Source organism: Dapis hubbardiae BLCC-M172, assembly GCF_050016015.1.
GTDB lineage: Bacteria > Cyanobacteriota > Cyanobacteriia > Cyanobacteriales > Microcoleaceae > Trichodesmium.
The window spans coordinates 1-11,008 of the sequence record NZ_JBNHEQ010000090.1 but is presented as its reverse complement, the minus strand read 5'-3'; the positions used below and the strand labels follow the sequence as shown (position 1 = coordinate 11,008).

The 11,008-nt window shown below is 41.5% G+C and carries 1 pseudogene; it reads left to right on the top strand.

The window, feature by feature from the left end:
* Window positions 1–554: 554 nt before the first annotated feature.
* A pseudogene (locus ACP6PK_RS08755) lies at window positions 555–11,008 on the top strand (filamentous hemagglutinin N-terminal domain-containing protein); the annotation flags it as partial.

Below are 11,008 nucleotides of genomic sequence, written 5' to 3'. Positions count from 1 at the left end.
ATCCCGACGCTCCCCCGAAAGGAGAGCGCGGGACTTCTCGCCGGGGGAGTTAAAATGTGGGTTAAGTTTCAGTATCCCGGAAGACCTCTCCCCCGACCCCTCTCCTGCTCTTGAGAGGGGAGGAATTATCCCCTTTCTCTTGCAGGGAAGGGGGTTGGGGGGTTAGGTTTTACCGAAAATTTTAGTCTAGACACGCTACCACAAACAAAAATTTTATTCGGTAAATTTACGGAAATAACCTCTCAAAAAGCGTAACTGAATTTCAGTATCTTTACTATTGTGAGTTAAAATATAAATCAATTAATATATTAAGATATTGTTAATCTATCAGGATTTACCCAAAGCATCTATAAAATTACGTTTTTCGTAGGGGAAATCTCCTAAGTCATGGTCCCCAAAGATGAATTGCCCCTACGGATAGCATTTCTGCGTAAGTCCTGTATATCTCTCCACTGGCAGCGCGATCGCCTCAGTAGGGCGATATATCAGGCTTTTTTCCCTCCTAGTCGGTTTTCTGATAGCTCCTATTTATCTCCTTTATCATTATTTTTAATATGAAACCCACTGTTGTAGAATCTTACGGTATATCTGCCCTCACCATAATTTTAAGTACATTAGCTGTAGCTCCCGCTCACTCCCAACCTATCACTCCAGCCAACGACGGTACAGGAACAACGGTAAATCAAAACGCCAATCAATTCAATATTGAAGGTGGCAGACGCAGTGGGGCCAACCTTTTCCACAGCTTTGACAAATTCAATGTTAACTCTGGCCAAACTGCCAACTTCGTTACTACCCCAGACACTAGCAACATTCTCGGTAGAGTTACAGGAGGAAATGCCTCTTATATTAATGGTCTTATTCAAGTCATCGGGGGTAATTCCAATCTCTTTTTAATGAACCCCGCAGGCATAATGTTCGGTCCAAATGCTAGCCTCAATATACCCGCTTCATTTAGTGTCACCACTGCCACAGGAATTGGCTTTGACAATAATAACTTTTGGTTTAAGGCAATGGGTACAAATGATTATGCTAACTTAATCGGAGAACCCAGTGGTTATAGATTTAATGTATCTAACCCAAGCGCTATAGTTAACGAAGCAAATTTAACATTAAACCCCGGAGAAAATCTAACTTTGTTGGGTGGAACAGTCATCAATACTGGGCAACTATCCACCCCAGGAGGTAATATTACCATCGCAGCAGTAGAAGGCGGTAGTGTCTTAAGAATTTCTCAACCAGGACATTTACTCAGTTTGGAAGTAAACCCAGTCATAGTGAATGGGGAAGATACTGATATAGCCCCTCTATCTTTACCCGGACTTTTAACAGGTGGAGAAATAATTCAGGCCACATCTGTAATTGTTAATGAAAATGGTGATGTGGTGTTGACAGATTCAAATACAATAGTGGCAGATGTACCAGGAACGGCCATAACTTCTGGAGGTATAGATGTATCGAGCGCTGGGGATGTAGGAGGGCAGGTAAATGTGTTGGGCGATCGCGTAGCTCTGGTTGATACTAATATTAATGCGGATGGTTTAAATGGTGGCGGTACGGTATTAATTGGAGGAGATTCTCAAGAGAGTAGCACAGTTTTCAATTCTCAACAAACTTCTGTTAATAGTGGCTCAAATATTTCTGCTAATGCTATTGAGAATGGAGATGGAGGAAGAGTAATAATTTGGTCTGATGGAACTACTAATTTTGACGGAAATATTAGTGCTAAAGGTGGGGAAATTTCTGGTAATGGAGGGTTTGTTGAAGTTACGGGAAAACAAGATTTAATATTTGATGGAAATGTGAATGTTACTGCAGCATTTGGAGAAGATGGAACGATATTTTCACAACCAGAAAGTGTGACTATAGGAGAGTCAGAAAATTCTGATACTTCACAAACAGGAGAAGATAATACTGAGGTAGAAACGACTGAAAATCCTGAAGTTGCTGAAGGTTCAGAAACGACAGAAACAGAAGTAGTAGAAGATAATACTGAGGTAGAAACGACTGAAAATTCTGAAGTTGTTGATAGTTCAGAAGCGACTGAAACAGAAGCACCAATAGATCCTTTTGCTCAAGATGAGAATGCAGATGTGACAATTTCGGCTGAAAATATTGGGCAATTATCAGGGAATGTAGTATTAGAAGCTGACAATGATATAACAGTTAATGAAAAGATAGAAACTGATTCTTCTGTAGAATTAAAAGCTGGTCGAAGTATTAATATAAATGCGGATATTGATACATCAGTTGGAAATGGAAATATTGATTTGTTTGGTAATAATGATGAGATGAATATTGCTAACCGGAGTAACGGGAAAGCTTCAATTAATCAATTAGATGGAACGACCTTAAATGCCGGAAGTGGAACTATTAATATTCAGTTAGGAAATTTAGGAGAAGTAGGTGATATAAATCTAGCTTCTTTAACTACAACAGGAGAGGTTTTAGTTAATGCTAATGGGGGAAATATTGCTAGAGTTTCATCAAATTCTTTGATTAATGCGGGGAGTGTTTTATTTCAAACTTCTGGGAATGGTGGAATAGGTTTAATTGATGCTCCTTTGCCGTTGAATGTGGAAAATTTAGAGGCAGTTAGTGGTAGTGGAGGGGTGTTTTTTGATGTAGGAAATGTGAATATTGGTGATGTGAGTAAGGATGTGGATGGTATTGTTACTGCTGGAGGAGATATTGATATTAAAAGTGATGGAGATGTGACTTTAACGGAAGCTATTTCTACTCAGGAAATAGTAGAGAATAATTCAGAAGCAGAAATATCCCCCCCTTCGCAAGGAGGAGGGATCGAAGCAGAAGCAGAAATATCCCCCCCTTCGCAAGGGGGGTTAGGGGGGATCGAAGCAACAGAAGTTACTGATACAAATGGTTCGATAAATATTGAAGCAACGGGAGATATTGTTGCTACGGGTAGTGGAATAAAAGGTGGTGGAGAAAGTGTTTCTTTGTCTGCTAGTAATATTAGGATAAATGATGAATTTGATGAAACTTCTGGGGATGCGGATGTTAAGTTAGAAGCGACAAATGATATTACTGTTGAGGATATAGAAGATGATGTGTTGGAATTTCTGCCTGGGGATGGAGAGATAGAAATTCGTGCTGATGTGGATGGGGATGGAGTTGGTGTTGTTCAGATGTTGGATAATGAAGCGGATGTTGGGAGCGATCCGGATACTTTTGAGAATGGTGCGGATACTATTAAGACCAATGGGCGAGATTTGACTATTGCTGGTGCTGGTATTGTTTTGGGGAATATTGATACTTCTACTGGGTTGCCTGTTTTTTCTGGTGGGGAGTTGTTGGCTACTATAGATGTGGATGAGGGGGGAGCGATACCACCAGAAGTAGAGGATAAGAGTGGATTCATTCCACAAGAAGATGTTGATTTTTCTAATGTTGAATTTGATGGCGAAGGTAATTATATTATTGGGAGTGAATCTTATTATTTTGCTGAGATTGGAGGTAAATATTATTATGTACCAACTACTACGACTTTGAATGACACTGCCACCTTTACTTTTACTGTAGATGGTGACTTGGGAACTGTCGAAAATATAGATGTACGCTTTTCTGCGGAGCATACTAGGAATTCAGACTTGGAAGTTTATCTGAAATCACCCGGAGGGAAGAAAGTAACATTGTTTGCTGGTGTTGGTGGTTTTGGTGGACAAAACTTTCAGGATACTGTGTTGGATGGTGATGCTTCTAGAAGTATTGACTCTGGGTTTGCTCCATTTGATGGTACATATCGTCCCCAAGGAAGTTTGGCAGATTTTAATGGAGAAAACCCCAATGGAACTTGGACTTTGAGGGTGAAAGATACTTTTCCCAGATTGGCTAGTGGCACTTTGTACAGAGCTGGTGACACTGCTCCCTGGGAAACTGCCACAGGTACACAACTGTTGTTGCGTCAACCTAATACTTTAGTGAGTGGAGGAGGAAATGGTGGAGCAATTAATCTAGAAGCAACTCATGGTGATATTAGTGTAGGAAATATTGGTAGTTTCAGCGAAACTGGTAATGCTGGTAGAGTGAATATCAAGGCTAAAAACAATATTATTACAGGGTTGATTAATTCTGCTTCTCGTCAAGGAATTGGGGGTGATATTAACCTTAATGCTATCTCTGGCAATATTGATATATTTTCATTGGATACTTCATCCCTGGATGGAGATGGGGGTAATTTGGAGATCGAGGCGTTAGGAGATATTACTACGGCAGAAATTAAGACTGACTCAGGTGAATTTTTTGTTAATGAGTATAATATAGAAGAAACTAATAGTGGTAGTGGCAACGCTGGTAATATCACTATAGAAAGTAAAGAAGGTTCAATTGATACTACAGAAGGTTCTCTTTTAGCTCGTTCAGTTTCAGGGGATGGGGGTGATATCGCGATATCAGTTCAGACTGGTAATGTCACTACAGCGTCGCTCAATTCCAGTTCTAATTCCAGTTCCTTTTCCTCCTCATCAAGCAACTCAGGGGATGGGGGTGATATCGCGATATCAGTTCAGACTGGTAATGTCACTACAGCGTCGCTCAATTCCAGTTCTAATTCCAGTTCCTTTTCCTCCTCATCAAGCAACTCAGGGGATGGGGGTGATATCGCGATATCAGTTCAGACTGGTAATGTCACTACAGCGTCGCTCAATTCCAGTTCTAATTCCAGTTCCTTTTCCTCCTCATCAAGCAACTCAGGGGATGGGGGTGATATCGCGATATCAGTTCAGACTGGCGATGTCACTACAGGGCCGCTCAATTCCTATTCCAATTCCTATTCCAGTTCTAATTCCAATTCCTTTTCCTCATCAAGCAACTCAGGGAATGGGGGTGATATCATGATATCAGTTCAGACTGGTAATGTCACTACAGCGTCGCTCAATTCCCGTTCACGTTCTAATTCCCGTTCCACTTCCTCATCAAGTAACTCAGGGGATGGGGGTGATATCGCGATATCAGTTCAGGCTGGTAATATCACTACATCGTCGCTCAATTCCAATTCCTCATCAAGTAACTCAGGGGATGGGGGAAATATAGAAATGAGAGCATCAGGAGATATTAGTACAGGAGACATTACTACTGAGTCTTATAGTAAAGATGCAGGAAATATAACTATAGAAAGTACAGAAGGAGCGTTCGATACAAGTATGGGACTTCTAAGTGCCTCATCCTTTAATGGTAATGGGGGTAATGTAGATATCAAAGCAGCAGGGGATATTACTACGACATCCATTAAGACTGATTCTGGTGAATTTACTATTTATCAGCCCGTTCCTGGGAGCTTTGAATTTCTGACTGAAACCAATGGAGGTAGTGGTAATGCTGGTAATATAACTATAAAAAGCACAGCGGGTTCAATTGATACAACGCTACCTTCATTGGGTCTCACAGAAGGTTCCCTTAAAGCTCGCTCGGTTTTAGGAAATGGGGGAGATATAACTATGACGGCAGGAGGTGATATTATAACGCAACAAGTTGAGTCATTTTCTTCTTCAATGTCTAAAAGGAACTTAGGAAATGGGGGAGATATAACTATGACGGCAGGAGGTGATATTATCAACACAGTCTGGCTTGATTCAAGCTTTGCAGACACAAGCAATTCAGGGAATAATTTAGACAGAGAGAATTCTGGAAATGGTGGAAATATTACTCTAAGTGCAGGAGGTGATATTATTGCCGGATGGCTGGTTCTGTATTCTTGGGTTAAGGAAGGTAACTCAGGAGATGGGGGAGATATAAATCTAAAAGCGGAGGGTAATATCAATACATATTCTATAGATACCTATTCTTTTACCCAGGAAGGCAACTCAGGAGATGGAGGAAGTATTACTCTGAATGCCAGAGGTAATATTAATTTGAATACAAAAGAACCTGAATTCTCTTCTCCTAATGTGTTTAATAACGCAGGTGCTGTTTCATGAAGTCTCGCTAATGAGATAAGTAATATTTTGGAGCAAGAAGTTCCCACACTTGATAGAGAAAAACTATCAATCAGAACATTCTCAGCAGGAACAAATAACTCTGGTAATGGAGGAGACGTTAACATTACCACAAACAACCTTAGCAACACAGAAATATTTACCCTATCTTCCTATTCCCAATCTGGGCAGGTAACAATTGAGAGTCAACCACAAGGCAATCTTTTACTTAATGACTTATCTATCATTACCAGTCAACAATTAAGTATACCTAATAGGGTTAATACACAAGAAACTGAACAAAACCCTTTTGTAGGATCATTACAAGTAGATGCAGACAGAGAAGGTCTATCGGGAGATGTATCCATCATCAGTAATGGCAACCTCAACCTCAATAATGTCACTATCGAAAGCGATACCAAAGGCGATCAACCTGCCGGAAACGTCAACATCTACAGCCTCGGCAACATCACACTCGACAGCACCGAAATTCTCAGCATCACCAGTAGGGATGGCAACGCAGGGAACATAACCTTAGAAACCGACCAAAACATTCTACTCACCAACAACAGTAGGCTCAAAGCTAGCACAGAAGACACCGGCAACGCAGGCACCATCAATATCCTTGCCAACAACCTCAACCTAGACAAAGACACCAGCCTAATAACAGAAACCACAGGCGGAGGCAACCCAGGCACCATAACCATCCAAGCCCCCACCGTAGATATCGGTCAAGATGCCCAAATCAGCGCCACAGTAGTAATAGGCTCAACCAGCGACGGAGACGGAGGCAACATCACCATCAACACCAACCAACTCAACATCACAGGGAGACTCGGAATATTCGCCGAAACCGAAGCCACCGCCAACGCAGGCACCCTCAGCCTTTCACCATACAAAAACAACCCAGACATAGACATCAACTTCAGCAACGACGGCTTCATCTCCGCCTCCACCCCCTCCACAGGCAACGGCGGGAACATATTCATCACCGCCCCAGAAAACATAGACATATCAGGCCAAGGCTTCATCGCCGTAGAAACATCAGGGACAGGTAACGCCGGAATTATCGACATCCAAACAGAAAACCTCAGAATATCCGACGGAGTAGCTATCAGCGCATCCACAGAAGACAAAGGCAATGCAGGGCAAATCAACATTAACACCAGAGATTTCACCCTAGAAAAAGGCACAAGTCTCACCACCGAAACCAACAGCGCAGGAATTGCTGGAGACATAGAAATAACCACCCAACAACTCACTATCGGCGAAAACGCCCAAGTAAGTGCCACCGCAAAAAAAGGAGCAACCAACACAGAAGCAGGCGGAAATATTACCATCAACGCCAACGAACTATTCATCTCAGGGAGACTTGGAATATTCGCCGAAACAGCAGGAGAAAGTCCTGCCGGAACCCTGAGTATTAATCCATATAGGGAAGTAGGGGATCAGGGGAGTAGGGGAGTAGGGGAGTAGGGGAGCAAGTAGGGACGTTGCATGCAACGTCCGTACGGGAGATAGGGGAATTTGACCAAGACCTCAATATTACCTTCACAGACTCCGGCTTCATATCCGCCCGCACCCTCTCAACAGGAGACGGAGGCAACATCAACATATTTGCACCAGAAAACATAGACATAAAAGGCGAAGGCAGAATAACAGTTGAAACCCAAGGTGCCGGTAACGCAGGCATCATCAAGATCGAAACCGAAAACCTCACCATAGCCGAAAACACAACAATATCAGCAGCCACATCCGACAGCGGAGACGGAGGCAGTATCAACATTAAACCCACACAAACATTACAACTAGAAGGTCAAATATTAACAGAAACAACAGGAGCAGGAAACGGAGGCACCATCACCATCAACACCGGAGAAATGACAGCCCCCAATAGCACCATATCCGCCAAAAGCACCGATGCTGGAAATGCAGGAGAAATTAACATCGAAGCCGAAAACAACATAACCACAGGAATTATTACCTCCCAAGCAAGCAGTCAAACCGAAACAGCCGACGGAGGCAACATTAGTATTACCAGCCAACAAGGAGAAATAAACGCCACTCAAACAATTCAATCATTTTCAGACGGAGCAAACGCCGGAAATGTCACCCTCCAAGCCAAAACAGACATAACCACCAATACTATTAGTTCCCACGGACAACAACAAGGCGGTGAAATAACCATCACATCAGAAACCGGAAATATAGACACCAGCAACGGAGACTTCCTAGCCAACTATTCAGGAGGAGGCGACGCAGGCAACCTCACCCTCACTGCACCCCAAGGAGATATTACCACCACCAACATCTACACCTTCGCCGACGCAGACGGAGGTAAAATAAGTATTAAAGCAGGAAGGGATATTAATATTATAGAAGACAGTAATATTATATCAGCCTCCGAACCACCAGAGGAGCAGGGGAGCGGGGGAGCAGGGAGAGGGGGAGTAGGGGAGCGGGGGAGTAGGGGAGATGGGGAGATAGGGAGAGGTAAAGGGGGAGATATTATTCTTGAAGCAGGAAATAATATTAACACCACGACTGCCCAAATATATTCCGGTGCAGATGTTGGCGACACAGGAAAAATTGATATTATTGCGGAGGGTGCAATAGAAACAGGAGAAATAAACCTAGCATCGGGTTTTGTCAGACAAAGACAAGAATTTAACAACAACGAAAACTTTACCCTCATTCCCATACCCCAAGGAGAAGCAACCCAAGGAGTCGCCCGAAACATCACCCTTGACAGCAACAACAGCACAATAGACACCACCGCCGGAACCATAAATTCTCGTTCCCCAGACGGCACCGGAAATATAACTCTCAATGCCAGAGAAAACATTACCACAGGCAAACTAGAAGCAAGCGCCCTCAACGAAAGCAAACCCACCACAGGCGGAAACGTGGAAATTATCAGTCAACAAGGAGAAATTAACGCCACCCAAGAAATAGAAACATTCTCCCAAAAAGGCACCGCCGGAAATGTTAATCTCACAGCAGCAGATCATATCCATACAGACACAATTTTGTCTCAAGGAATGGAAAAAGGAGGAAATATTACCATCAATAGTCGCAGTGAAAATAGTATAGATGCAACAGGAGCATTAAACACATATTCAGAAGAAGGAATAGCCGGAGATGTCAACCTCACATCCCCAGGTAGTATTAATATTACCAGCATTCGTTCAGAAGGAATGAAAGAAGGAGGCGATATTACAGTCAATAGTCAAATAGGAGAAATTTACTCCACAGGCAATATAGACTCCTACTAAAACCAAGGAAAAGGAGGAAACGTAGAAGTTAACGCCCCAGAAAGTGTAACATTAGCCAACGTCTCATCTTATGGCATGACAGAAAGTGGTAATTTGAGAATACAAAGTCGCACAGCAGAAGTAAGCACAGACAACGTTACCACGCAAGCACCAGCAGGAAGCAGTGGTAGTATTGAAATTAACGGAGCAGAAGTAGGCACAGGAAACTTAAGCTCCATTGGTAAAACAAGCGCAGATGCAATCAATGTAGAAGCTACAGATGGTTCTATTAGAACTTTTGATATAACAATAAGTTCAGATGGAACAATTGGAAATTTAACACTCAGAGCAACAGATAATATTACCGCCGAAGACATTAATCAAAATGGAGGAGAAGGAGATGTCAATAGTGAAATTAATTCTGGAGGAGACCAGAATATAGATGATTTTAATCAAACAGCAGAAACAGGCGATACCAACAATATTCAAACCGCAGATGGCGATATTAATATAGATAATTTTAACCAACAAGCCCAAGGCGATACTAACAATAATCAAACCGCAGATGGCGATATTAATATAGATAATTTTAACCAACAAGCCCAAGGTGATACTAACAATAATCAAACCGCAGGTCGTGATATTAATATAGATAATTTCAACCAACAAGCCCAAGGTGATACTAACAATATTCAAACTGCAGGTCGTGATATTAATATAGATAATTTCAACCAACAAGCCCAAGGCGATACTAACAATATTCAAAACGCAGGGCGTGATATTAATATAAATAATTTTAATCAACAAGCCCAAGGCAATACTAACAATAATCAAACCGCAGATCGTGATATTAATATAGATAATTTCAACCAACAAGCCCAAGGTAATACTAACAATAATCAAACCGCAGGTCGTGATATTAATATAGATAATTTCAATCAAACTTTTGGCAATAAATTTACCAACATTCAACGTCTAGGAGTTAATCAAAATACCGATAATACTTCAGTAAATTCTAACAACAATTCCACAAATAATACCATCACAAATTCCCATAATAATACAAATACCCTCAACAACTCCACAAACAATACCACCAGAAATTCCGGAGAAAATAACAGTTTATCAACAAGCACAACCTCCGATATAATTTCCACAGCAACCCCCAGTAACAATAATCAAACAGCCAACACAACAACCGCCCAAAGTCAGACATAATCATCCATTAACAGTAGCACCGACACCCAACAAATCTTAAAAATAATTGATACTCCTAATACCAACCCTCTCACAGTAGCCACAGGTTCAGACCAAGTAATAACCATGTTAGAACAAAACCGAATATCCGAATATTCAAATTACTTCGGAACAGATTTAAACGAACAATTTCTTAGCACAAAAAACGTCCGAGAAATTTTAACCGATATGGCAAAACACACCGGAAAAGAATCTGCTGTAGTTTATATTAATTCTTATTCCGACCAATTACAAATAATCTTATATACCAAGGATGGTAAGCCAATTATTAAAACTATTCCTGATGCCCAACGGAAAAAACTTATGAAAGTTTCCCTGAAATTACGGGCACATATTACAAATCCTGCCCGTCGTTTTACTGATAGTTATTTGCCACCAGCACAACAATTATATGATTGGCTCATTGCACCTATCTCAGAAGAATTAGAAGCTGCAAATATCGATACTTTACTATTTAGTATGGATGAAGGTTTACGGACTTTACCTGTAGCAGTATTACATGACGGAGAACAATTTTTAATTGAAAAATATAGCCTCAGTTTAATTCCCAGTGTGAGTTTAATG